Source organism: Leptolyngbya sp. FACHB-1624 (assembly GCF_047649235.1).
Classification (GTDB): domain Bacteria; phylum Cyanobacteriota; class Cyanobacteriia; order Leptolyngbyales; family Leptolyngbyaceae; genus Leptolyngbya; species Leptolyngbya boryana.
This window is the reverse complement of sequence record NZ_CP180258.1, coordinates 3,731,331-3,754,740: the sequence shown is the minus strand read 5'-3', so window position 1 is coordinate 3,754,740 and position 23,410 is coordinate 3,731,331. Positions and strand designations below refer to the sequence as shown.

At 47.3% G+C, this 23,410-nt stretch carries 20 protein-coding genes; 9 read left to right on the top strand and 11 right to left on the bottom strand.

The genetic code is table 11. The features are described from left to right. Positions 1 to 26 precede the first annotated feature (26 nt). From ACMUEV_RS17645 to ACMUEV_RS17635, 3 genes are read right to left on the bottom strand one after another with little or no spacing between them, the layout of a single operon-like run. Positions 27 to 908, bottom strand: coding sequence for a sugar phosphate isomerase/epimerase family protein (locus ACMUEV_RS17645; protein ID WP_242044323.1), 882 nt, complete (start codon positions 906 to 908; stop codon positions 27 to 29). Positions 909 to 916: 8 nt separating this feature from the next. Further along, the gene (locus ACMUEV_RS17640; protein WP_190649912.1) at positions 917 to 2,113 is read right to left on the bottom strand and encodes an aromatic ring-hydroxylating oxygenase subunit alpha; all 1,197 of its coding nucleotides are present in this window, start codon (positions 2,111 to 2,113) and stop codon (positions 917 to 919) included. A 24-nt stretch (positions 2,114 to 2,137) separates the two neighbouring features. After that, positions 2,138 to 3,172 carry an ABC transporter substrate-binding protein gene (locus ACMUEV_RS17635; RefSeq protein ID WP_415354611.1) on the bottom strand — a complete coding sequence of 345 codons (1,035 nt, stop codon included), beginning with the start codon at positions 3,170 to 3,172 and terminating at the stop codon, positions 2,138 to 2,140. Between the two features lie 291 nt (positions 3,173 to 3,463). Here ACMUEV_RS17635 and ACMUEV_RS17630 point away from each other — a divergent pair, with 291 nt between their 5' ends. Beyond that, entirely contained in the window at positions 3,464 to 3,982 is a 519-nt protein-coding gene (locus ACMUEV_RS17630; RefSeq protein ID WP_190649908.1) for an Lrp/AsnC family transcriptional regulator, read from the top strand. 211 nt (positions 3,983 to 4,193) lie between these two features. Here the strand turns inward: ACMUEV_RS17630 and ACMUEV_RS17625 are convergent, their stop codons facing one another. Continuing rightward, on the bottom strand, positions 4,194 to 5,414 hold the full coding sequence (locus tag ACMUEV_RS17625; protein WP_190649906.1) for a DUF790 family protein: 1,221 nt from the start codon (positions 5,412 to 5,414) through the stop codon (positions 4,194 to 4,196). Between the two features lie 130 nt (positions 5,415 to 5,544). Between ACMUEV_RS17625 and ACMUEV_RS17620 the strand changes: the two genes are divergently transcribed. From ACMUEV_RS17620 to ACMUEV_RS17610, 3 genes are all read left to right on the top strand, one after another. Then, positions 5,545 to 6,405, top strand: coding sequence for a DNA/RNA non-specific endonuclease (locus ACMUEV_RS17620; RefSeq protein ID WP_190649904.1), 861 nt, complete (start codon positions 5,545 to 5,547; stop codon positions 6,403 to 6,405). A gap of 184 nt (positions 6,406 to 6,589) precedes the next feature. Further along, complete coding sequence (locus ACMUEV_RS17615) at positions 6,590 to 7,810, top strand: zinc-dependent alcohol dehydrogenase (protein WP_190649902.1); 1,221 nt, start codon at positions 6,590 to 6,592, stop codon at positions 7,808 to 7,810. Between the two features lie 178 nt (positions 7,811 to 7,988). Beyond that, entirely contained in the window at positions 7,989 to 8,675 is a 687-nt protein-coding gene (locus ACMUEV_RS17610; RefSeq protein WP_017287778.1) for a manganese catalase family protein, read from the top strand. A gap of 78 nt (positions 8,676 to 8,753) precedes the next feature. On the opposite strand, the gene ppsA is transcribed toward ACMUEV_RS17610, so the two are convergent. Then, positions 8,754 to 11,192 carry a phosphoenolpyruvate synthase gene (ppsA, locus tag ACMUEV_RS17605; RefSeq protein WP_190649900.1) on the bottom strand — a complete coding sequence of 813 codons (2,439 nt, stop codon included), beginning with the start codon at positions 11,190 to 11,192 and terminating at the stop codon, positions 8,754 to 8,756. 290 nt (positions 11,193 to 11,482) lie between these two features. On the opposite strand from ppsA, the gene ACMUEV_RS17600 reads away from it, so the two are divergent. Further along, on the top strand, positions 11,483 to 12,148 hold the full coding sequence (locus ACMUEV_RS17600; RefSeq protein WP_242044322.1) for an NAD(P)H-dependent oxidoreductase: 666 nt from the start codon (positions 11,483 to 11,485) through the stop codon (positions 12,146 to 12,148). A 276-nt stretch (positions 12,149 to 12,424) separates the two neighbouring features. Then, the gene (locus ACMUEV_RS17595; RefSeq protein WP_017287781.1) at positions 12,425 to 13,342 is read left to right on the top strand and encodes an NAD(+) kinase; all 918 of its coding nucleotides are present in this window, start codon (positions 12,425 to 12,427) and stop codon (positions 13,340 to 13,342) included. On the opposite strand, the gene ACMUEV_RS17590 is transcribed toward ACMUEV_RS17595, so the two are convergent. Continuing rightward, complete coding sequence (locus tag ACMUEV_RS17590) at positions 13,339 to 14,439, bottom strand: glycosyltransferase (protein ID WP_190649896.1); 1,101 nt, start codon at positions 14,437 to 14,439, stop codon at positions 13,339 to 13,341. The two genes, ACMUEV_RS17595 and ACMUEV_RS17590, sit on opposite strands and share 4 nt — an antisense overlap. A 156-nt stretch (positions 14,440 to 14,595) precedes the next feature. On the opposite strand from ACMUEV_RS17590, the gene ACMUEV_RS17585 reads away from it, so the two are divergent. Together ACMUEV_RS17585 and ACMUEV_RS17580 are read left to right on the top strand one after the other, a co-directional pair. Continuing rightward, a complete protein-coding gene (locus ACMUEV_RS17585; RefSeq protein WP_190649894.1) occupies positions 14,596 to 15,438 on the top strand; it encodes a M48 family metalloprotease in 843 nt (280 codons plus the stop codon). 33 nt (positions 15,439 to 15,471) lie between these two features. After that, complete coding sequence (locus ACMUEV_RS17580) at positions 15,472 to 16,011, top strand: DUF456 domain-containing protein (protein ID WP_190649892.1); 540 nt, start codon at positions 15,472 to 15,474, stop codon at positions 16,009 to 16,011. On the opposite strand, the gene ACMUEV_RS17575 is transcribed toward ACMUEV_RS17580, so the two are convergent. Beyond that, the gene (locus ACMUEV_RS17575; protein ID WP_190649891.1) at positions 15,935 to 16,336 is read right to left on the bottom strand and encodes a hypothetical protein; all 402 of its coding nucleotides are present in this window, start codon (positions 16,334 to 16,336) and stop codon (positions 15,935 to 15,937) included. The genes ACMUEV_RS17580 and ACMUEV_RS17575 overlap by 77 nt on opposite strands. Positions 16,337 to 16,431: 95 nt before the next feature. Continuing rightward, positions 16,432 to 17,091, bottom strand: coding sequence for a deoxyribonuclease V (gene nfi / locus ACMUEV_RS17570; protein ID WP_190649888.1), 660 nt, complete (start codon positions 17,089 to 17,091; stop codon positions 16,432 to 16,434). A gap of 8 nt (positions 17,092 to 17,099) precedes the next feature. Here nfi and ACMUEV_RS17565 point away from each other — a divergent pair, with 8 nt between their 5' ends. Next, the gene (locus ACMUEV_RS17565) at positions 17,100 to 19,391 is read left to right on the top strand and encodes a bifunctional serine/threonine-protein kinase/ABC transporter substrate-binding protein (protein ID WP_348251475.1); all 2,292 of its coding nucleotides are present in this window, start codon (positions 17,100 to 17,102) and stop codon (positions 19,389 to 19,391) included. Between the two features lie 195 nt (positions 19,392 to 19,586). Here the strand turns inward: ACMUEV_RS17565 and ACMUEV_RS17560 are convergent, their stop codons facing one another. The 3 genes from ACMUEV_RS17560 to ACMUEV_RS17550 form a co-directional block, all read right to left on the bottom strand. Then, complete coding sequence (locus ACMUEV_RS17560; RefSeq protein ID WP_190649884.1) at positions 19,587 to 19,934, bottom strand: hypothetical protein; 348 nt, start codon at positions 19,932 to 19,934, stop codon at positions 19,587 to 19,589. Between the two features lie 302 nt (positions 19,935 to 20,236). After that, on the bottom strand, positions 20,237 to 20,962 hold the full coding sequence (locus tag ACMUEV_RS17555; RefSeq protein WP_190649882.1) for a hypothetical protein: 726 nt from the start codon (positions 20,960 to 20,962) through the stop codon (positions 20,237 to 20,239). A gap of 181 nt (positions 20,963 to 21,143) precedes the next feature. Then, positions 21,144 to 23,324 (bottom strand): BamA/TamA family outer membrane protein, encoded by a 2,181-nt coding sequence (locus ACMUEV_RS17550; RefSeq protein WP_190649880.1) that lies wholly within the window; start codon positions 23,322 to 23,324, stop codon positions 21,144 to 21,146. Positions 23,325 to 23,410 lie beyond the last annotated feature (86 nt).

The window sequence follows — 23,410 nt, the reverse complement described above, 5'->3', positions numbered from 1 at the left end:
CTTGAAGCTCAGCTAGTTTAAAAGCACTAGCTGAGCTTTTTGTTGATGAGTGCAGCTTCTCCAAATCCGGATTGCATAAACTGTCGCCGCTGGCGTTCTGCCATCCAGCAAGTCACATCCCACACATCCGCGATCGGCATTTTCGTAAACGGCAAGGTCTGCATATAGCCATCCCATAGAAACTCTGGATTCATTGTGACTTGAGAGAATCCTCGTTGCTTTTGTGCCTTCCAAATGAGATCCCACCAGCGTTCATGCGCCGCCAAAGCTGCCGTATATTCTGGCGCTCGCGGATCAGGAACTTGAGCATGTTGAGCATAGCCGACTCGACAATGAATATGCATCGCTCGCTGAGCGCACTGCTCTAGAATTGCCCATTCACTATCGAGTAACCGTTCACAGACGACGCACCAATGGCTAAAATCACACGTCAATTTCATCTCTGGAAATTGTGCGAGCAAATCTCGCGTAATCCAAGGATTAAACAGCGATCGACTTCGATGCGTCTCAAAGCTAATTGTTACTCCTGACGTTTGCTCTAGTTCAAGCGCTTGTCCAAAAAAGTCCACATTCTGCTGCCATGACCAAGCATCATACCCACACATGGTCGAAACGAACATCGCCCCCATGTCGATCGCATGTTCGACAGTCCAGCGTAAATCATTGAGATGATCTTGAATTGTGCGATCGCGCTGAGGAATCCACCAATCTTCAGGTGCATCGGGATGGATTCCAGTGGTCGCTTCAGCAATGTAGACCAATTGATGATCAGCTAATTTTTGACGTAGCTTGTGGCGGTGTTCAATTTCTTTTGGAATCGGGCCTTCTAGCCCATCGAATCCGCCCTGAAGCGTCTGCTCGATCAGTTCATCGAGATCGGATGAACCTGACCAGACTGAACGTAGCATCAATAGTTTCATTGTGAATTGGCAACTTGAATTTGCTGGGCTAGATATTTTTGAAATAACCAAATCGGCATTTCTAAATGTCCCAACGCTCCGGGTGAATAAACCGACGATCGCAATCCTCGCTGTACCGCAGTACAAACCTCAACATCTTCTAAGTGAAACTCTTTGAGTCCGGCAATCTCTCGTTCGAGAATCTGCGGGAACTCTGGCATATCTTTGCTTTCAGAAGTCACTAACAATGTTGTATGCAGCGTCATTTCACCTGCGCTCGTCGGTAGTAGCAAGTACCAATAAACGCGATCGGGTCCTGTAAACAATAAGAAATTCGGATTCCCAAGATAGACTGCATATTCATAATGATCTTGAGGTAGCAGATTCACTGGCGTTTGAAACACTGTCGGAGACTGCCCTGCGTTAATCCGTTCTACGATCGATTTTGCTAACGGTAAATGACAGACAACTCCGTTGAAGACTTCTGGCTCTGTCCATGTTTTTGCCGCAGGCAGCATCGGTTCAAAGGTTTTAGCGTGAGTCCCTAAATGATGATAGGGTTCCATAAAATTCTCAACTAAGACCTTCCAATTAAATTGGCAATTCCACTCTAGGTTCGCAACCATCTGCATTTCTGCAATGTTCCACCGTTCTAGATAGGGAGAGAGTGCAGCATAGTGAGTGCTAACCGATTCAATCTCAGGGTCGAAGGTGATAAAAATAAAGCCGTGCCAAATCTCAGACCGAAACTTGGGTAAACAAACTTTGTCCAGCTCAAACTGCTGACTCTGGTGCATTTCTGGCGCGCCGACGAGCGTTCCGTCTAATCCATACACCCAATGATGATACGGGCAGAGAAAGCTGCGACGATTGCCTTGTGCTGCATGTCCAAATCCTTCTGGCATCATGTCCATCCCGCGATGAGCACAGACTCGCGACAGCACTCGAATCTGATTGTCTTTGCCTCGGACAATTACAAGAGGTTCATCGATTAGATCAAGGTTAATATAATCGCCGGGCTGAGGCACTTGTGAGCAATGCCCGACACAGAGCCATTGTCGTTTGAAAATGTGTTGAACTTCCCATTGGTAGAAGTCTGGATCAGTGTAAGTTTCTGCGGGTAGTGCGATCGCAGTTTCTAAAGGTCTACTCGCAGCTTCTAAAATCTTCTGTTGGAGTTCAACAAGCTTTTGCGGATGGGAACAGACGGTCATAAATGCAACTCCTTATTGATCGATCTAAGCTTGAATCCCTTTCAGAAAAGAGGTATTGACGACCGAATCAGCTTTAACAGTCTTCGTCATCAATCCTGCTTCTATCCAAACTTGTTGTGCTTTCGGAAAGCTTTCAAAGAATGGAGCAGTCCCATTTCCCTTTAAGCCAAAATAAGTGGCGTTCTCTTGGAGATCTGCGTACTTACACCCTTTGACCATTTCGCTGACTTCTTGCTCAGACACACCTAAACCTTTCGCAATCACAGCATTTGCTTGAGTTGGGTTCGCTTTCCAGTATTCAACTGCATCAAACCAGGCTTTAATTACCCCGCTCACGGCATCTGGATTGGTTTTGGCATATTCCTGATGAACAATCAACAAGTCGAGTAAAAGTCCTGGTTTTTCTCGGCTAGTGGTCAGGATATGAGCATTCGGAGCTTGTTTTGCAGAAGTTGAGAGATACGGCTCCCAAGTTACAGCAGCTTTAGCACGTCCTGCGCTGAATGCGCTTGCCGCATCGCCTGCGGTTGGCATGTAAATAGCTTGCACGTCTTGAGCGGATAACTTGGCTTCTTTCATCAAAGAAAGGAGAAAGAAATGAGAGGGAGAGCCTTTTTCAACGGCGATCGATTGTCCTCGCAAGTCGGCAACTTTCGCAATTTCTTTACTCGAAACAATGCCATCTGCGCCGTAAGAATCATCTAATTTGAGAATGCAGGATGCAGGGAGTCCCTGAGCCGCTTCGATCGCAAACCAGTCGAGTGTAGAAATCGAAAATTGCACTTCTTGTGAAGCTAAGGCACTTCGACGGGGGGCTGCATCTTCAATTTTGAGAATTTCTGCATCGAGTCCATACTTTTCAAAGAGTTTCTGGTCTTTCGCAACAAAGAAAGGACCATACCCAACCCAGGTCAAAATCGCAATTTTGATCGATTTGAGAGAACTGGGTTTGTCTGATGATGAGGAGTTCGTTCGATTTTGACAGGCTGCGATCGCTGTTGTTGTTCCAGCCAGCAAGCCATATTTCAGCAATTGACGACGCTGTATCACTCTAGTCACTCTCCAATCGTTTTAGATGGAACTGTGTAGTCACTCAAAGGCACGACAAACAAGCGATAGGGATAAAATCATTGTCTAGGTTAGGAGGATATCTAGTAGAAAAATGTGTCTCAAGCAACAAAATTCGTACTTATGCGCCAAAATAATTGCGAATTTAGAGCTTCAAAGCTATTCAGATTTGTTTTAGCTACAAAATTCTGCCTATAACTGCGAATATCGAATTTAACTCTATCGAATGAGTTGCAGACATTCCGATGTATACTACGGGTTCCGTGCGATAAAGTTGGTGCTATGTCTGATGAACCCGCATCTCAAGGAGTCGAAGGCACTCAGTCAAACTTAGATGAGCTGGACATTGAAATTGTTCAACTCCTGCACAAAGATGGAAGGATGCCATTTACGGAAATTGCTAAAAAGCTAGGCGTGTCAGAAGCCACGATCCGCAATCGGGTTCAGCGCTTAACGAATTCTGGCGCAATTACAATTCAGGCTTACTTAAACCCGAATAAGCTAGGATTCCGCAGCATTGCGCTGATTGAATTGAAAACGGTTAATTTAGAGCGAGCACAAGCGATCGCCTCTGAGTTAGTCGAGCAAGATTCAGTGAGCTATGTTGCGTTCGTCGCAGGAAGCTATGATCTATTTGTAGAAGTTACTTACGATACGAATGAAGGATTGCTTGACTTTCTAACCGCGTTAAGAGCAAAACCTGGCATCATTAATTGTGAAACAGCCACAGTTCTGAAGCTACTGAAAACTCAGTATTCATTTCAGATACGATCGACGAAGAGTTCTAGCTTTTCATCTTAATTTCGCCTCTAAGAGAGTGTTTGAAACGTATCAACAGTCTCCTCGCTCCGTTCTAGCTCGCCCCGGACTAGAAGTCCAGGGCTAACGGTGCAAAGTCCTTTGAAAAGGACTGAAGACCCGGTTCTAACTGACTGTTAGTCCCTTGAGTGGACTTTGTTCAACTAGCCCGGAATTCCATTCCAGGGCGGGTGAATGCGATGAACGATACTGTTCAAACATCCTCTAAGACTTGTAAAATCGCTTTCGGGAGCAATTGATCCTTAAACCAAACAATTCGAGCAGGTGTATCTGAGATTTTCACCCCTGCATTCTCTAAATTCAGTCGCTCTGAAACTGCCAAAATCAAATCATCCCGCCCCGACTGTCTAACTTGTGAAAACTTTTTCCGCAAATATTCAGGTCGCCAATATCCGACAATTTCTACTAGAAACGATCGACCATCTGGATGCACGACTCGAAAATCTGGAATCATCACACTGCCGGGAATCGGAATTAAATCAACTTCTCGTTCTAATCGCCATTCCGTCTTCGCTTTATTCCAGCGATCGACAAATCCTGCTTCTAGTAAACTATCGTAGGTCTTCCCAGGCGGATAGTGGCTGACCAATCCACATTCAGAATCTAGAGCAAATCGCCCTTGCCGCTTTTGTCCAGAATAGCTATCGTTAATCTGCAATTCTGCGGCAAGGCTCCAGCGAGTTACATGCAGTAAAGCAGGAAGTAACTTTGCGATCGCAAGTCCATACCGAGTTGAAGGCTTAAACAAACTGGTCGGACCATCGATCGTCAACGTAAATCCATGATCCGCATCGCCTTCGATATACGTCATCAACTGAAACAATTTCATGTACCGAAACAAGAGCTTATACTGTCCCGGATCATTGCGGTGAGCATTGATCACCAAATGACTTGCCCGATAAAACACACCTTGCACTTGCGATAAATTGTAGCGATGGAGCAGTGCGTCTGGCGTTGGAGCTTCAAAGCTCGTTAGAATTTGATTCTCTGGTAAGTCCGCATACAGTCCAGCTTTTACTTGTTCGGGTAAGACTTCGCGATCGAGTTCTTGACCCAAATCATTGGCAATCTTCTCGATCGTCATCTGAGTTGCCTGAGCACTCGGAACACTTTGCGCAGACAATGCAAACACCCGCTCTCGTAACATCGGCGGATCAAGGGGACTCACAGTTTCAAACGTACTAAATGAGCTATTGAGTAAATGCGCTAATCCTCGCTTGACTCGATAGTCCGTCTCTTCTCCTTCAAGCTCTTGCAGTTGCCGATTGAGTGCGCCTCTAGTTCCGTTCCGAGCTTCTTGAAATAAGGTGATGACATCTTCAGCGATCGCTAAAACTCTCGCATCAAACTCTAACCGTTTTGGTGCAATTTCTTCTCCATTGAATCGATGAATTAATAACTCAGTCGGTAACATGATTGCAATACATTTCTCTATTTCTTAGAAGTAGCGGGCACATCACTACTCTAGCGTTAAGATTGAACACTTTGCGTACTATGGAAGTCAAAAACCACTGCATAATGGTGTCCAAAAGATTAGTTTTCGTATGCTGAAACCTCGTTGGCAAATTTTCGCGATCGCGGCTCTGGTCATTGCCTTAATTGTAGGCGGCATTATTTTAATCAATCGCCCCAAGGAACCGACTGGAACTCAACCCTTTCTCCCTCCAGTTGTCGGCAATGTTCATCTGACGATGGGGATTCCGAGCAAAGCAACTCGCGACATTCAAAATGCCAATGATTATTTAATTGACGACAATCAGCGCCCCTATGCACTGTCATACAACAACACCAAACGGATTCCCAACTGGGTGAGTTGGCAGCTCAATAAAAGCTGGTTAGGCACAGCTCCTCGAACTAATGATTTTCGTGCCGATCCCACTTTGCCGAAGGGCTGGTATCAAGTGAAATCAAGCGACTACAACGGCAGTGGATACGATCGTGGACATATGGCTCCTTCTGCCGATCGCGCCAAAGATATCGCGACGAATTCTGCAACTTTCTTGATGACCAACATTGTTCCTCAAACGCCAGATAACAATCGTGATGTTTGGGAGAGCTTAGAAAGCGAGTCTCGTCGATTGGCAAATCTGGGCAAAGAACTTTATATCATTGCAGGTGGAGTTGGGGAAAAAGGCACGATTGGGGCAGCAAAAATTTCGATTCCTGCTTCGACTTGGAAAGTAATTGTCGTTCTGGATAAGCCGGGGTTAAGGGCGGCGAATGTCACGAATAAAACGCGGGTGATTGCAGTCGATGTTCCCAATATTCAAGGCATTAAAGATAAGACTTGGCGAGACTTTCGAGTGAGTGTCGATCAGCTTGAAGCAAAAACAGGCTATAACTTTTTGACCAACGTACCGGAAGCCGTGCAAACCGCGATCGAGAGCCGAGTCGATCGCGGATAGCCAAAATTAGATTCTGAACAAACAATTCTCAGCGACAGCTTTTGTCTCGATCGCTCTGCCTCTGGTTAGACGAAGTTCGGATCCTGACTCTCTATCATCCGTCCAAGTGTTGTCTCTGCTTTCAGCCTGCCAAAAATGGCGAATGACATCGACTTCACGGTTCAGACAATCGAGGAACTTAGTGATGAAAGCTGTTGTGTTTCACGGAGTCGGTGATATTCGGTTAGATAATGTCCCTGAACCCAAGATAAAAGATCCCCTAGATGCGATCGTGCGCCTAACTGCCAGTGCGATCTGTGGAACCGATCTCCACATGATTCGCGGAACGTTTACAGGCATGAAGGCAGGAACCATTCTCGGACATGAAGGCGTAGGAATCGTTGAAGAAGTCGGCGCAAATGTGCGGAATTTGAACAAAGGCGATCGAGTGGTGATTCCGTCTACCATTGCGTGTGGCTACTGTTCATATTGTCGATCGGGTTACTATGCTCAATGCGACGTTGCTAATCCCAATGGTCCCGATGCCGGAACCGCATTCTTTGGTGGACCCGAACCCACAGGCCCGATCGATGGACTGCAAGCCGAGTATGCGCGAATTCCCTATGCCAGTACGGGACTCGTCAAACTGCCGCAAGGTGTGACTGACGATGAAGCAATTCTACTATCCGATATTTTCCCAACCGCTTACTTCGGAGCAGAACTAGCAGAAATTACACCTGGAGATACAGTGGCAATCTTTGGCTGCGGGCCAGTTGGACAATTTGCTATTAAGAGCGCACAACTCTTGGGTGCAGGACGAATTTTTGCGATCGATACGATTCCTTCTCGTTTGCAAATGGCAAAGGCACTCGGAGCCGAAATCATTGACTTTAATGTCGAAGATCCGGTCGAGACACTGAAAAGTTTAACGGGAGGAGCAGGAGTCGATCGAGCGATCGATGCTGTCGGTGTCGATGCTGTTGCGCCGCATTCAGGTGCTGCTGCTCAAAAAGCTCAAGCACAAATGCAGCAGTTTCAGCAACAAGTCCATGAGATTGCGCCTCAAATCAATCCGCAGAATGGGAATTGGCATCCGGGAAATGCTCCTTCTCAAGCGTTGGAATGGGCAGTCCAAGCACTAGCAAAAGCAGGAACATTATCGATTATTGGGGTGTACCCCCTGACGCATAAGTTTTTCCCAATCGGGATGGCAATGAACAAAAATCTCACGATCAAGATGGGAAATTGCAATCACCGTAAATACATTCCGAAACTGATTGATATGGTACAAAGCGGAATGGTAACACCAACACAAATTCTGTCACAAATCGAGCCGATGACTTCGGTGCTAGATGCCTATAAATCGTTTGATCAACGTAAACCAGGATGGGTCAAAGTAGAATTAGTGCCCGGAGCCACAGCTTAAAACTATTTCTAACAAATTCAGAAACGTCTAAGAGCAGAGTTTAGAACATTTGGCAGAAGTCTTCCTAAAGGTCAAGGTACTTCCTAAAACCCTGACCTAATCTCTTAGATGTGTTTCATTCACCAAACGATAAAGCCTTCTAAGAAAGTATTTTCATAAGCTAGAACAAGGGGACAAAATGTTTTTTCACAAAAAAGAATCTATCCATACTGTCAATGTTGACGACGCAAATCCAAAGTTTGCTCAATTACTATTAGAACAATTCGGGGGTGCCACGGGCGAGTTGACTGCTGCTCTACAGTACTGGGTACAGTCTTTTCACTGCGAAAATCCTGGCATTCGAGATATGCTCCAGGACATTGCGATCGAAGAGTTTGGGCACTTGGAAATGGTGGGCAAACTGATCGAATCCCATACCAAGAATGTAGACCAAACCGAAGCTTACAAGAGTTCTCTGTTTGCTGTGCGCGGGATGGGACCTCACTTCCTCGATAGCCAAGGCTCAGCTTGGACGGCTGCCTACATTAACGAAGGCGGTGATGTTGTCCGTGACTTACGCGCTAACATTGCCGCAGAAGCAGGAGCGCGACAAACTTATGAGGCGCTGATTAAACTCGCTCCAGACAAAGGAACTGAGAAAACGCTAGTCCATTTGCTAACTCGCGAAATTTCGCACACCCAAATGTTCATGAAAGCATTGGATTCTATGGGCAAACTGACTGATCCGATGTTTGGTAATATTCAACCGGATGAAACCGTGGATATTTACTACAACCTCTCTCAAAATGGTCAAGATCAGCGTGGTCCCTGGAATTCAGAACCCACGTTTAAGTATATTGCTGACCCAATGTCACAACAATCATAACCAGATCTAAATTCTCTTTCATGCTAGGAGCCTTGAAGATCAAGGCTCCGTTTTGCTATATAACCTCATGGGTCCTCGTTACTGTTCTGCCTGTGCGATCGCCATTCTCGTCTTCAATACAGAATCAGGATTCAAGCTAATCGAATCAATGCCCTGCTGAACTAGGAATTTGGCGAACTCTGGATAGTCACTGGGAGCCTGTCCACAGATGCCAATCTTACGTCCACAGCGTTTCACTTTCGCGATCGCCAGTCCGACCATTTGCTTGACCGCTTCATTACGTTCATCAAACAAATGAGCAACCAGTGAAGAATCGCGATCGAGTCCTAATGTTAACTGAGTCAGATCATTCGACCCGATCGAGAAGCCATCAAACACTTCACAGAACTGAGTCGCTAACATGACGTTACTCGGCAACTCACACATAACATACACTTGCAGCCCATTTTCGCCACGAGTCAAACCGTATTTTGCCATCTCGGCTAGGACTCGTTTTCCTTCTTCGGGCGTTCGACAGAACGGAATCATCAGAATCACATTCGTCAATCCCATCTGATCTCGAACTCGCTTCATGGCTTGACATTCCAGGGCGAAGCCTTCTTGATACCGCTCATCATAGTAACGAGAAGCTCCACGCCAGCCAATCATCGGGTTTTCTTCGCGCGGTTCAAACTGCCGTCCACCAAGTAAGTTCGCATACTCATTGCTCTTGAAGTCCGACATGCGAACAATCACAGGTTTCGGATAGAACGCAGCCGCGATCGTGCCAATTCCATAGGCTAACTTATCAACAAAGAACTGGGATTTGTCGTCGTATCCGGGAGTAAGTGCTGCAATTTGAGCTTGGGCAACGCGATCGTCTAGCTCATCAAAGTAAATCAACGCGAGTGGATGCGTTTGAATTTGATTGGCAATGATAAACTCCAAGCGTGCTAGCCCAACACCATCGTTTGGAATGGCAGCAAGACTAAATGCTTCCTGAGGATTGCCGACATTCATCAAAATGTCGGTTTTGGTCTGCGGTAAGGTTTCTAACTCAACTTCATTGATTTCAAACGGGATCATTCCCGCATAGACTCGCCCGGTTTCGCCTTCTGCACAACTTACGGTAATCGATTGACCCGTATAGATTTGAGTCGTCGCATTGCCGCAGCCGACGATCGCTGGAATCCCCATTTCTCTTGCAATGATTGCCGCATGACAAGTTCGACCGCCCTGATTAGTGACGATCGCGCTTGCTTTTTTCATGATGGGTTCCCAGTCTGGATCAGTCCGATTCGTCACCAAAACATCCCCAGTTTGGAATTGATCAAGCTGATGCACATCAAGAATCACTCGTGCTTTACCTTGCCCGATCATTTCACCGACAGCCCGCCCCGTGATCATGGGTTCTGGAGGCGTAGCGACTAACCGATACGTGCGCAGAATTTGCTGAGTCTTTTGTGATTGCACCGTTTCGGGTCTAGCTTGCACAATAAACAGTTCGCCTGTGATGCCATCTTTTGCCCATTCAATGTCCATCGGCGTCGGAACGCCACGCACTTGTGAATAGTGGTCTTCAATGATGCAAGCCCAGTTTGCGAGTTGCAGAATCTCCTCATCTGCGATCGCAAATTGCTGCCGTTGTTCGAGTGAAACCGAGCGATTCTTCGTCGATTTAGTTCCACCGAGGTCATAGACCATCTTGATCTCTTTAGAACCCAGTCGTTTGTCTAGAATCGGACGATAGCCTTGTTTCAACGTCGGTTTGAAGACAACATACTCGTCAGGATTGACGGCTCCTTGCACCACGTTTTCGCCTAGACCGTAGGCTGCCGTGATCAACGCTGCATCTCTAAATCCCGTTTCAGTATCGATCGAGAACATCACGCCCGACGCAGCAAGGTCTGAACGCACCATTTTTTGCACCCCGACTGATAGTGCAATTTCTAAGTGATCAAAGCCGCGCAGTTGGCGGTAAGAAATTGCGCGATCGGTAAAGATCGAAGCAAAACATTTATGGCAAGCTTCTAGTAAACTCGATAAGCCATGAATGTTCAAATAAGTTTCTTGTTGTCCTGCAAAACTAGCATCTGGCAAGTCTTCTGCGGTCGCACTTGAGCGGACTGCTACATCGGTATCTGTGCCATAGTCCTCGCAAAGCGTTTGGTAAGCATTCGCGATCGCTTGTTCTAATTCGACTGGAAAGGGAGTTTGGAGAATCAGCGATCTTGCTTTTCTGCCCCGTTCTTGCAAATTTTGCACATCTTCGACATTCAAATCCGCGAACAGTTGACGCAGTTGTGTTTCTAATCCTGCACCTGCAATGAAAGAGCGGTAAGCAAATGCGGTCGTCGCAAATCCATTGGGAACATTCACGCCTTTGGATGTAAGCTGTTGAATCATTTCACCGAGTGAAGCATTCTTGCCGCCGACGATGGGAATATCTGCAATTCCAACTTGTTGAAAGGGCAACACAAGCGCTTGCGCTTTGGTGGATTCATTGATGAGGGAGTTCGATACTTGAGCTTCTAGCATAATTGCACTTCCCAACGGAATGTATCGGATAGGCTTCAAACCTGCTGAATTTATAGAAAAAAAGTTTGAGGAACTTGTGAGGAAAAAATAAGCCCCTGCCCTACATACCCTGGGAATGACAGGCTTGCCACTGCACCTTATCTGACCCGATTGTTATGGTGTGTTGATAATCCATAAAGGAGATCCCCTTTCCCAATGGATAGCTCATCACCAGACAAGTAACCGTTGTACTCAGAATCGATAGCAAATACGATACTGTAGAGTCAGAAATTAGAAGAATGGCAGGTTCTATGTCAACTACGTCTGAGATCGCATCCCCACAATTCGCGCTAGAGCACTTGCAATGGCGGTATGCTACGAAGCAATTTGATCCTGCTAAGAAGATTCCGCCCGAAACTTGGAACGTCCTCGAACAGAGTCTAGTCCTCTCACCCTCTTCTTTTGGTTTACAGCCTTGGAAATTTCTAGTGATTCGCAATCTAGAACTTCGCCAACAACTGCTGGAGCATTCTTGGGGACAGAAGCAAGTTGTCGATGCCTCTCATCTCGTTGTATTCGCGATCCAGAAAAACATTGATGCCGCATACGTCGATCGCTATATTGCGCGGATGGCTGAAGTTCAACAAGTGCCTGTGGAGTCACTCCAAGGATTTGCTAATGTCGTCAAAGGCTTCCTTGACCAGCGCCCCTCTCCTTCAGATGTGCAGGCTTGGGCTACACGCCAAGTCTATATTGCCCTGGGGCAGTTTATGACGACTGCTGCAATGTTGGAAATCGATACTTGCCCAATGGAAGGATTTGTTCCAGCCAAGTATGACGAGGTGTTGGGATTAAGTGAACAAGGATACGCTTCCGTTGTGCTTTGTCCTACGGGCTATCGGTCTGCTGAGGATAAGTATGCAGCCAAACCGAAAGTACGGTTTGCAACTCAGGAGGTCGTTCAAAACCTTGACTAGGAGAGCTGTAGCAGAACTGAGAACGCAATTGTTGAGAACGCAATTGTTAAGAACACACTTGTAGGGTAAGAAACTCTTCAAATTTCCACCTTCTTGTTGCTTAGACGATAAACGGGTTCCTTGAAAAATTCGTTTTTATAGAGAAGAGATGTAAAAGCGCGGGACGATCAGCTTCATTCTTCTCAATAGCGTCTATTTTTCGAGGTACCCTTTCGTTTTCCAAGGCGGATTATGGCTGCACAATAAGAAGCAGTTCTAAAATTGCGATCGAGTCCTGTGCAGTTAAAACAAGTTCTGATTATTCATAAATCCGGTGATGCGCTCAGCCAACGATGGGCGAAAAAGTGTGCCGAAGCGTTAGAAAAGCGGGGCTGCAATGTCCTTATGGGACCAAGTGGTCCGAAAGACAATCCCTATCCTGTATTTCTAGCCTCCGTGTCTCTGCCGATCAATCTCGCTGTCGTACTTGGGGGAGATGGAACCGCATTGTCTGCTGCTCGGAATTTAGCCTCTGATGGCATTCCGATTTTAGCGGTGAATGTTGGGGGACATTTAGGATTTCTGACCGAATCACCCGATGATTTTGACAGTGAGACGATTTGGGATCGATTAGAAGCCGATCGCTACGCCGTGCAGACCCGAATGATGCTTCAGGCGACCGTACATGAAGGAAATCGCACAAATTTAGAGCCTGTCAGCGATCGCTTTCTCGCCTTAAATGAGATGTGTATTAAGCCTGCATCTGCCGATCGTATGATCACCTCAATTTTAGAAATGGAAATTGATGGAGAAGTCGTCGATCAGTATCAAGGCGATGGGCTGATTATTTCAACGCCGACGGGATCAACGTGTTATACCGTTGCAGCGAATGGTCCAATCATTCATCCCGGTATGGCAGCGATCTCCGTTACGCCGATTTGTCCCCTGAGTTTATCTAGTCGCCCGATTTTGATTCCGTCTGGATCAGTCGTGAGTATTTGGCCTTTGGCAGATTATGACTTGAGTACAAAACTTTGGATGGACGGAGTGCTGGCAACTTCGATTTGGCCTGGACAGCGGGTGGATATTCGGATGGCAGCAGAAGAAGCAAGATTTATCGTGCTGCGCGAAAATTACTCTTACTACCAGACGTTACGCGAGAAATTACAATGGGCAGGCGCTAGAATTCACTATCACAATAATCATCGCAATTAGATTACTTCTAGATAGCGATCAACCGCTTGTTCAATACTGAAATCATCGGCGCGAAATTTTAGCAGTCTCGGTGAGATGGGATGTTGAATTGAATTTTTCATCGCAGCAGCCATTGCTACTGGATCTGCGATCGGAACAATTTGCCCAAACTCGCCGCCAGATAAAATCTCATCTACGCCTGATCGGCACTGAGTTGCAATGACTTGACACCCACATGCCATCGCTTCAATCAAGACGGTCGGCAGAGCTTCCCAGCGCGAGGATAAAACAAAAGCAGTGGCGCGACTCATATATTGGTAGGGATTATAAACAAAGCCTGGAAGCTCGACATCGGCTTGTAACCCTAAGGATTGGATTTGAGCTTCTAACTGAGATCTCAAAGCTCCATCTCCTAAAATCACCAATCGAGCTGGCATCTCTTGTCGCAAAATTGAGAACGCTCGAATCAGCGTCGTAAAATCCTTTTGCGCCGCGAATCTTCCGGCTCCCAGAAAGACCGGAATCTCATCGGATGCAAACCAGGGATGATCTAGGTCTGATTGCGCTTGTTCAGTGAGACGAGAATTGACGACCGCATTTGCGATCGCCAGCACGTTCGTGAGATTGTACTTACTTCTCAATTCTGCACCAATTTGCTGAGACACAGAAATCACAGCATCCGCATGTGGATAGAGCACTCGAATTAACAGTGGGAGAAGTTTACTGTGAGGTTCACCGTCATGTTCATCGGTAGAGAGGGCAAGATGCTCCACCAGAACCAGTTTTGGGGCTGGAAACGTGAGAAATTTGCTGAGGGTCATGATCGCATTTGCAAAACACAAATTCGAGATCAAGGTTTTGGGTTGAACACGCCGAAGGTAATGAAGCAACGGAAACAACAGCTTGATCATACTAGACGTGCGGGCGGTGACAGGAGTCTGCAGATCAATCACATTCACCTGCTTCGACAAATCTGATAAAACAAATTGCGCAGAAGATGCGAGCAGTAAATCAATTTCAAACCCTCTAGCAATCAGTCCTTCGGCTAAATTAAAGATAACTCTCGTGTCGCCAGTCATCTTATTACCGGCTAGCAAAATTGCAATTCGATCGCTCATGTCTTTCCCTCATTTCTCAGTCTAGAGAGTGCCCGAACGATCTCAGTATCTAAAGCGTTCATGCTAAAAATCATGAATTGCAGAGCAGAACACTTGATTTATCTGATCAGAGCATTTGAGAATTAATGGACTGCAAGTTTAAGACAAAGATCTGCTGTGAGTGTTTTAATTCGATTAATTTTGGGGCTGATCTTCGCGATCGGGGGATTGTTTAGCTACTACGGCAATACTAGCCAAAACCCAGTCACAGGCGAAAATCAGCGAGTCCAACTGACTCCTCGACAAGAAATTGTGCTCGGACTGCAAAGCCGTCAACAAATGGCAGCCAGGCACGGTGGATTATTTCCTGACCAGGGCTTGCAAACTTATATGGATGAGGTAGGACAGCGGATTGTGCAGCGCTCTGATGCGTCAAAATCGCCTTATACCTATGAGTTTCACCTCTTACGCGATCCGAAAATCGTGAATGCTTTCGCTTTACCGGGTGGGCAAGTTTTTATCACAGCAGCATTGCTTGGACAAATGAAGTCAGAAGCACAGTTAGCAGCCGTATTTGGACATGAGATCGGGCATGTCGTGGGTCGGCATGGAGCAGAACATTTAGCAAAACAGCAGTTAGGAAGCGCGCTAGTCACAGCAGTCGGGGTGGCAGCCAGTGGGGGACAAGATGGCGGACAGGGCGCAGCCGCAATCGCACAAGCCACGAACCAGTTAGTGAATCTGCGCTACGGTCGCAATGATGAATCCGAAAGCGATCGCTTAGGACTCAAGTTTATGCTGGACGCAGGTTACGATCCCCGTGGCATTTTAGAAGTGATGCAGATTTTGGCAAAGAGTGCAGGGAGTGGACGACAGCCGGAGTTTCTCAGTTCTCATCCCGATCCCGGCAATCGGTTGCAGGCATTAAAAGCAGCTATTCAGAAACAATTTCCACAAGGATTGCCGAGAGATCTCGAAGATGGGCGCGATCGATTTGCTCAGGCAGTCTTGCGTAGATAGGGCGAGTTTGGATAGGTCAGACGGAGTAAAACTATGGAATTGACAGTGCTCTATTGGATATTGGTGGCGGTAATGTTGGTCGGAGTCGTTGGGGCAGTAGTTCCAGGGATTCCGGGACCGAGTTTAATCTTGGTGGCAATTTTGCTGTGGTGTATTGTCACGAAATTTGCGATTCCGCTGCTGCCATTGGGATTGATTTTTGTCGCCTTGCTGCTCAGTTCAGTGGTGGAATGGCTGGGATCTTACTGGGGTGCAAAACAGATCGGCGCAAGTCGGTGGAGCCAGATGGGGATGTTTATCGGGATGGCGATCGGCTTTTTTGGATTGCTGCCTGCACTGCCGCTCGGTGGCCCGATCGCTGGAATTTTAGTCGGCGGATTGCTCGGGGGATTTATCGGTGAGTTTCTGTATCGCAGCGATTTGCCGACTTCAGAGCGGCTGAGAACGGCTGGACGAGTCACATTGGGCATTGGCTTTGGCGCACTGATTGGAAATCTTATTGAATTGGTTCTGGCGATCGCTGCGGTGGCAGTTTTTGTTTGGGTAACTTTGCCGTCGGTAATGTGGACATGATTCTGGGTTTGCCGTCTGCTACTCCAAAAGCATCACGCGGAGGTTTGAAAAAACTACAGACGGCTTCAGCGGTTCCGTCTTGCTCAAACAGTTCTAAAACTTTGTTGTCTTGAATCGTTGTTTTCGATCGACAATCGTAAATCTGTAAGGGTTTGACTGCGCCATCGACTTTGACGATCGCTCGGTATTCCCAATAGTTTTTAGCACTGCGCCGAATTGAAACAATGCAGACTTCCTGATCGTTGACTGGGCGACAGCGTTCAGCAGCGTAGGCGGGAAATGCAATGCTCAACCATAAAAGCAACGCAATCAGAAATCTTTTCACGGTTCTCAGCGACAAGTTGGAATTTGCTCGATCGTACAGGGTGCGCCGCCATCAATTCAAGCTTGCCGGTCGGGATATCTTTCGCGATCGAGCGATCACCCACTGGCTAACTTATGAGCATGTCGCGTGGTTTCTGGCAATCGATATTTTGTTGTACAACCCATTACATACGCGATCGCACTTTCTAAACGAATGCGATGTCCAGATGAAATATAAAGCGGTTTCGTCCCTGGACGAGTTCTGAGAACGGCTCCGATCGTGTTGCTTTTATAAATCAGAGGAACCCAAGCCCCGCGCTGATCTGGCGGTTCTTCGTGCTTGCCAACCAATCGAGACTTGCCGACTCCGATCGCAGGAAGATTCGTCAAGATCCCCAAATGACAGGCAATCCCAAACCGTCTCGGATGAGCTAACCCTTGACCATCACACAGCAACAAATCCGGGCTTGTCTTGACTTGCTCCAACGCATCTAGCACGGCTGGAACTTCACGAAATGAGAGAAAACCGGGAATGTAAGGAAAAGTAGTAGGGCGACGCGCGATCGCATGGTCACAGAACTCTAATTCGGGATACTTTAAGATCGCGACAGCAGCACGGGTAATCGTTCCCTCTGCTTCAAATCCGACATCAATCCCCGCCACATAGTTCACTGTCCCAAACTGATCGTCTGTGATCACTTCTTGGGATAGTTCTTGTTGAATGACGATCGCGGCTTCTGCGGTCAACACCCATTCGTGACGCTGTTCAATTTTCATGACTGGATGTGCCTGAACTTGTCGATCGACCTACAATGCCATTATCGCTTTTCAGGGCTGCAATGCTAGGACGTATACTCGACGCACGGTACAAAATTCTTCAACCCCTTGGCTCTGGTGGCTTTGGGCAAACGTACATCGCCGAAGACACTAAACGCCCCGGAAATCCTCGCTGTGTTCTCAAACATTTGAGTTTTTCGAGTCAAGATGAAGCCATTCTACGTCAAGTGCGGCGCATGTTCTTTGCAGAAGCAGAAACCCTGGAACGCTTGGGCAGACACGATCAGATTCCACGGCTTCTCGCTTATTTTGAAGAAGATCAAGAGTTTTATCTCGTTCAGGAATTCATTCAAGGGCATCCGTTGAGCGAAGAAATCGGCGGAGATCGCAGGCTTGCAGAAGCACAAGTCGTTGATTTGGTCGAAGATGTGACTCAAGTTCTAGGATATGTGCATGAGCAGGGCGTGATTCATCGCGATTTGAAACCCGAGAATTTAATCCGGCGCGATCGCGATCAGAAACTCGTACTGATCGACTTTGGAGCCGTTAAAACGATTTTAGAATCGTCGATCGCAACTGAACCCGTTGATCTCAGTGTTCCAATCTATACGTCTGGCTATGCCGCCAGTGAGCAATGTTTAGGTCAGCCCCGATATAACAGTGATTTCTATTCGTTGGGCATGATTGCCATTCAGGCTTTGACTGGAGTACGCCCGTCTCAACTGGCTTACGATCCTAATACTCATAACTTGCTTTGGCGAGATCGCGTCACGGTCAGCCATGATTTTGCCGCTGTTTTAGAGAAGATGACGCAGTTTCACTTCAACGATCGCTATCAAACTGCGGCAGAAATCTTAGAGGCGCTCAATCAGGTCAAGTCCTCGATTTTTACGCAGATGCCAATTTCCGAGGCAAAAAATCGACTGCGATCGCCAAAACCTGTCTTGAACAAGCCGTTGAAAATGAGCGCGATCGCAGTCGGACTCACTGCGATCATTGGCGCTTCAGCTTGGACACTGACCCGCAACACTCCAACCCCGACCGACCCACCCGGACAACGCGGGCAATTTCTCAGCGTTGGACAAACGTTACTCAGTCCAAACACACCGCCACAACCCTTGAAACAAGCGGCAATCGACAAAATGAAAAGCGGCGAGTTTGCAGAAGCCGTCAGTTTGTTTGAACAAGCCCACAAAATCGATCAGAGCGATCCTGAAACGCTGATCTATCTCAACAATGCGCGAATTGGTTCCGAGCAGGCAAATACGATCGCTGTCGTTCTGCCGATTCGGACAAATCCAACCGCTTCGGCCGAAGTCTTGCGAGGAATTGCTCAGGCACAAGATCGGATCAATCAAACGAAAGCAATGAAATTGAAAATCGCGATCGCGTCTGATGATGCGAATCCGGATCTCGCTCGCCAAATTGCGACCCAACTGGTTCGCGATCCGACCGTCTTGGGCGTGATTGGACATGGAACGAGCGATACGACGCTGGCAGCAGGCAAGATTTACCAAGAAGGAGAACTGGTTGCAATATCTCCGGTGAGTTCAGCCAAGAATTTATCCGGATTTAGTCGCTATGTGTTCCGCACAATGCCAAGCGATGAACTGCCCGCCAAGCGGCTCGTAAGTTATATGACCAAACAATTGAAGAAGCGAAAAGCTGCCGTCTTTTTCAATTCCAAAAATCTCTATAGCAAATCGCTGACAGAAGCATTCAAAGATGCACTCTACTATGCGGATAAAGGTAAGGTCGTGCATGAAGTGGATTTGAGTAATCCTGCGATCGAAGTTGCAGAAAACGTTGCCCAAGCGATGAAAAAAGGCGCAGAAGTGATTTTCTTGGCTCCGAATGCAGAATTGCTCGATCGCACTCTACTTATCATTAATGCCAATCAGAAACGTCTGCCTATTCTCGCAGGAGATGCGTTGTACAATTCTCGAATTTTGACTGAGTTAGGAAGCGCAGCGAGTGGAATGGTTGTGGCGATTCCTTCGGCACAGACTCAGCTTCAGAATTCGCCCTTTGAACAGCAAGCAAAATCCGTCTGGGGGCGTGCCCCAGGCTGGCGATCGGCGTTAGGTTACGATGCGACGCAAGCCATGATCGCTGCACTGCAAAAAGCCCCAACGCGAAATGGTATTCGAGCGACACTTTCAACCCCAAGCTTTACCACAATTGGGGCAGTTCAGTCCGTCAGTTTTACCCCAGAAGGCGATCGTGAAACAGAAATTACGCTCGTGCGAGTCACAGGTGCGAAATCTGGCAAATTTATCTTTCAACCGATTCCGAAATAGCAGAGGGTTCGAGACTGCGTTCCTGTCCTGCACCGGATTCAAAACCCGGTGCTAACTGTGCGAACTCCCTCAAGGGACTCCCGAACCTAGCTAATGGCTTAGAGATACAGTCTCTTCAGAGACTTCGTTCGATGAGCACGGGGTTTCTAACCTCGTGCGGGGTTATTTCAATGGCTGAACTATTCAGTGGCTGAACTAATTCAATGGCTGTACCACAGGCGCAGGTGCGGCTTGAGGCTGAGTTTGCAGCATTTGGCGACGTTTATTGAGAAACTCTGCTGTTGCAGCGTCTAGGCTTTCTCGCTGCTGTTGACGAAAAGCTTCGGGATCAACGCTACCTTGCGAAACTCGTTGAATCAAGTCCATCAGACTGCTCGTTGCGTTATCGCCTCGGTTGTTGAATAAGTTGCTGAGCGAATCTTGAGATTGGGGATCTCTAAGCAGATCAGCACTGCTCGGAGCTTGTTGGGCATGTGAGGGAGCAGCGATCATTGCTATTCCAAACCCTGCAATCAAACCGAGCGCGAATTTTTTCTTAGACATGACACTGAACTCCACAGGATGGTTTTTGTAAGTTGCCCTATCGATATTTTACAAACGACGAAATCTTTTGAAAATTTCTCCTGAAAAATTGTTGAAACAGCGATCGGCTGGTATCAAATCAATTTCTTATCGTGACACATCATGTCCTGGCGATTAGAAATCGCGACGATACAAACAAAACCCGCAAATTCAGGTTCAGGAAATGGCGAGCCAGAGAATCAGTGTGCTCTTCAGAGAGAGATAATCTAAGATCTACTTCGTTACCGATCATCATTAGACTTTAGACCAGCGAGACAAGGAAGCTACATTGGTGGTAGAAGCGGAAGATGATCTTTCAATCCTTCCGCTAATTTGTAGAACGTGCCCCCTGCTTTGATCAGTCTGTCAACGGCTATCGCATGTCTAATAACTTTACCAATCATGTCTTTTCCCTTATCTACAGCTTCCTCCCAACGTGAAACGGCTCTTCCAACAACTTCATCGCTTACTCTAGCGACTCCCGTAGATCCTACAATCTGATAGTTGAGCAGAGCCTCTTCGATCTTTCTCAGTTCATTAATCAAAAACAACTTAGTGTCTGTATCTATATTTGCGCTCGAAATTTCATCTATCAACGCTCTAATGCCTTGCTTCAACTCTTCCAAGTCTTCAACAGATAGCAAAAATACACCTTGACGCTGAGATTCTACAACGTCTGCACAAGCTTCAAGTAGGGGCAGATCTGGCTGTAACCGCGCTTGTATCGCCTCCCATGCGACACTCATCGGCTGAATCATCAGCGACAGCCTGAGATTATTTAAGGGGTTAAGGTACCTGCTCTGGTTTGTAACTTTCAAACTCTGAATTTCCTGAGCTACGTCCTCAAACAGTCCAAGAAGTTTTCCCAACTTTTGAGAAATATCAAGATTGCTATTAGCATCAGCCCCTAAGACAGCTGCCCAAACGCCTTGGCTCTGTGCTTTTCCATCATGTTCATACGCTTGCTGTAGTAGAGTGTAGAGCTGACGACTCGCGCTACTAGACTGCATAATCTGTTTCTCCGGCAGGACGCTAGTTCTAATTTACCAGTGCCATTTTAGACACAATTTCTAAAATGCGCTACTAATGGTGGGGAAATTAATATTTTCTCCAGATTTAGCGTTTTATATTTTCTTGCCAATTGTTAAGGTGAGAGCATTGGCACTTGTAAATTAAATCGGATCACGATTTCTAGAATTTCTCACCGAATCCAAATTGGAAACGCCCTTCACCTTGATCGTTAATTCCATAGCCTGCCCGAATTGTTCCCAGAGGCGACTTTAAGCGAATCCCTAAGCCAAACCCAAAACCAGTTCCCGGACGATTCCGAACAATGCCAGGTTCACCTAACACTGTATCTGCAGATCCGAGATCAGACGCAAAGTCGGCAAACACGGCTCCGCCAATGATGCTGTAAATCGGGAAGCGATACTCTGCCGAAGCTAAAACAAAACTCCGTCCGACTCCAACTTCTCCGACTCCATACCCTCGAACTGAATTGGGACCACCGAGCGTATAGGCATTGTAGGGCGGCAAATCTCCGATCGTGGTTCCTGCCTGCACATTAAATGCCAACACTTCTGGCTGTTGCTGCGTTTTTTCTAAATTAAAGAAATTCACTGGCATATACTGCGAGTAGTTCGCTTGCAGACGATTCGAGAGAATGTTCCCTCGACCGATCGGAATCGATTGCTCGGTACTGAGCGTCAAAATCGAACCACTCGACGGATCGATCGCACTATTGCGCTGATCTCGAACGGCTGTAAAGCTGAGCGTCGTCAGATCATCAATCCCAGTACCACTCCAGGAAAGCGGTGCGCCATTAGCATCGCGTCGCGCGACATCACCATCGCGATCGCGAATACTCACTCGCGTATAGTTCAAGCCCAACGTTCCATCCCAACCATTCCCAATTGGACGATTGACCGCAACGGTTCCCCCAAATCGACCTTCTCTTGGGCGATCGCCATTCGCTAATTCGCTCTGCTCGTCATCAAACACCCGCGACACCCCACGTCGCCGGAATCCGCTGATACTGTAGCCAAGCTTATCGGGTTCTGTCGCGTGATAAGGACTGACAAATCTGCCATCAAACTGTGCATCTTTTGTCCCGATCGAGGCATTCCCACTCAACTGTTGCCCAACTCCATTGAAGTTGTTATCGCTGTAGTTGAAGTTGCCGAAGATGCCTAAATCATCATTAAAGCCACCGCTGACATTTAAGGCACGACTGCGCGCCTCAGTCAGGTTATACACGACCGTAGTGCGACGGGCATCGCCTTCGAGTGAAACCCGCCCATTTGTAAACAGTCCTGTTTGCAAAATGCGCTGAAGATCTTGACGAGCCGCAGATTCTTGAAAGATCTGACCGGGCTTTAGTTGGATCTGATTGCGTAGAAAACTTTCGCGGGTTCTGCCGCGCACAGGTTCACCTTGATCATTCACCAGTCTGCCTTGCTCATCCGTAAAGCGAATTTGAATATCGCTCACTGCCCCTTCTGCAACTTCCAGCGTTAAGACTCCATCCCGACTCGGAACGACCCCAATCACACGCGCTAAAGTGAATCCATTCTGGCGATACCAAGCATTGATTTGACGAATGCTTTCATTAATTGCTGTTGGGCTGACGGGCGCGCCAAGTTGTGATTGGAAAAATTGATTGGCGATCGCAGGTGTCAACGCCTGAGCATTCACCAAATTCACTGTGCGTACTGTCGTCGGTTGCACTTGAAACGTCACACTTAATCCATTCGGATTCGCCTGAGTCGTAAAGTTTGCCGTACTAAACAGCCCAGTTTCTAAAATGGCGGCGATATCGCTCTGAAGCTGAGGACTACTAACATTTCCGCCCGCTTGAGTGCGGATCTTAGAGCGAATGATCGATTGCAGCTCCGAGTCTGCACCCACAATTTGCACATCGGTTGCTGTGAGAACGAGATTAGCAGGAACCGGAGCTGGGGTTGCAGGAGTCGGGGTTGGACGCGGCGGAGTTTGGCGAGGAGCAGTTTGAGCGGTTGAGGCAGGCGAACGACTCGGAACGATCCACTCTTGCGTCGGAGAAACGGGTTGATAGGTCTGCTCAAATTGGGCTTGAGCAAGTTGGGAAGGGCGCGAAAATTCTGGAGCCGCGACAGGAGTTGCGATCGCGGGAACGAGTTGAGCGGAGCGCGAAAATTCTGGAGCCGCGATCGCTTGCTTAACGGCAGCACTCTTCGGACTCGGAGCGTCTGAAACACTCTGCGTCTGAGTAGACTCAGCTTCAATCGGAACAATTTCATCGAGATTCGTCGCGCTCGTTGCTGCTGCTGTTTGCGCGAGATCTGATATGGAAATTAATCCGATCGTACAAGCCGTTAATGTAGAAATTCGCATTGCTAAACTCACAGAATTAGAGCACTCAATTCAACAATCAGAAGCCAAGATTTAAGAGTAGTTGTATCAGAAAATTGAGCTGATCT

Excerpts from the sequence above, each read along its gene's own strand:
- ACMUEV_RS17645 (WP_242044323.1), bottom strand. The coding sequence starts at position 908 with ATGCTACGTTCAGTCTGGTCAGGTTCATCCGATCTCGATGAACTGATC.
- ACMUEV_RS17640 (WP_190649912.1), bottom strand. The coding sequence starts at position 2,113 with ATGACCGTCTGTTCCCATCCGCAAAAGCTTGTTGAACTCCAACAGAAG.
- ACMUEV_RS17630 (WP_190649908.1), top strand. The coding sequence starts at position 3,464 with ATGTCTGATGAACCCGCATCTCAAGGAGTCGAAGGCACTCAGTCAAAC.
- ACMUEV_RS17625 (WP_190649906.1), bottom strand. The coding sequence starts at position 5,414 with ATGTTACCGACTGAGTTATTAATTCATCGATTCAATGGAGAAGAAATT.
- ACMUEV_RS17620 (WP_190649904.1), top strand. The coding sequence starts at position 5,545 with ATGCTGAAACCTCGTTGGCAAATTTTCGCGATCGCGGCTCTGGTCATT.
- ACMUEV_RS17615 (WP_190649902.1), top strand. The coding sequence starts at position 6,590 with ATGAAAGCTGTTGTGTTTCACGGAGTCGGTGATATTCGGTTAGATAAT.
- ACMUEV_RS17610 (WP_017287778.1), top strand. The coding sequence starts at position 7,989 with ATGTTTTTTCACAAAAAAGAATCTATCCATACTGTCAATGTTGACGAC.
- ppsA (WP_190649900.1), bottom strand. The coding sequence starts at position 11,192 with ATGCTAGAAGCTCAAGTATCGAACTCCCTCATCAATGAATCCACCAAA.
- ACMUEV_RS17600 (WP_242044322.1), top strand. The coding sequence starts at position 11,483 with ATGTCAACTACGTCTGAGATCGCATCCCCACAATTCGCGCTAGAGCAC.
- ACMUEV_RS17590 (WP_190649896.1), bottom strand. The coding sequence starts at position 14,439 with ATGAGCGATCGAATTGCAATTTTGCTAGCCGGTAATAAGATGACTGGC.
- ACMUEV_RS17580 (WP_190649892.1), top strand. The coding sequence starts at position 15,472 with ATGGAATTGACAGTGCTCTATTGGATATTGGTGGCGGTAATGTTGGTC.
- nfi (WP_190649888.1), bottom strand. The coding sequence starts at position 17,091 with ATGAAAATTGAACAGCGTCACGAATGGGTGTTGACCGCAGAAGCCGCG.
- ACMUEV_RS17560 (WP_190649884.1), bottom strand. The coding sequence starts at position 19,934 with ATGTCTAAGAAAAAATTCGCGCTCGGTTTGATTGCAGGGTTTGGAATA.
- ACMUEV_RS17555 (WP_190649882.1), bottom strand. The coding sequence starts at position 20,962 with ATGCAGTCTAGTAGCGCGAGTCGTCAGCTCTACACTCTACTACAGCAA.
- ACMUEV_RS17550 (WP_190649880.1), bottom strand. The coding sequence starts at position 23,324 with ATGCGAATTTCTACATTAACGGCTTGTACGATCGGATTAATTTCCATA.